This is a genomic window from Allobosea sp. WAO (assembly GCF_001509835.1).
In the GTDB taxonomy this organism is placed as follows: Bacteria; Pseudomonadota; Alphaproteobacteria; order Rhizobiales; family Beijerinckiaceae; genus Allobosea.
On sequence record NZ_JXTJ01000023.1, the window covers coordinates 1 to 553 of the forward strand.

Annotated in this window: 2 protein-coding genes; both read right to left on the reverse strand. The window is 65.8% G+C overall.

Annotated elements, in window-relative coordinates:
- Window positions 1-28: 28 nt before the first annotated feature.
- Window positions 29-208, reverse strand: a complete 180-nt coding sequence (locus DK26_RS27730) for a hypothetical protein (protein ID WP_066479996.1) — start codon at window positions 206-208, stop codon at window positions 29-31.
- A partial coding sequence (locus DK26_RS27735; RefSeq protein WP_282568059.1) for a carboxyl transferase domain-containing protein occupies window positions 205-553 on the reverse strand: 349 nt, incomplete at its 5' end. The genes DK26_RS27735 and DK26_RS27730, both read right to left, overlap by 4 nt.

Consider the following 553-nt stretch of genomic DNA (forward strand, 5'->3'; position numbering starts at 1 on the left):
TCAGTATCTTCGTGAACATCGGTGGTTCCTATCGCTCGGCGGCTTGGTTGGGTTCGCTGGCGTCCCAGAGGAGCCGCGAGATCTCGCTCAGAAGATGGTCCTGGGCCTGGGCGTCGGCGGGCGCTTCGCCGACCGCCCAGAGCAGCGCGGCAAGCGCGTCGAGGTCGCTTTCGACATGCTCGCCCGCCTTTGCCGCCGCTTTCGTCACAGGGGGATATTGTCGTGTTTGCGCCAGGGGCGTTCGAGGCTCTTGGTGCGGAGCATGGCGAGGGCGCGGGCGATGCGCCGCCTCGTCGAGTGCGGCATGATCACCTCGTCGATATAGCCGCGCTCGGCCGCGACGAAGGGCGACATGAAGCGGTCTTCATATTCCCTGGTCTGGCGCGCGATCGTCTCGGCGTCGCCGCCGCGGAAGATGATCTCGACCGCACCCTTGGCGCCCATCACCGCGATCTGGGCCGAGGGCCAGGCATAGTTGACGTCGGCGCCGATATGCTTGGAGGCCATCACGTCATAGGCGCCGCCAAAGGCTTTTCGGGTGATCACCGTGACC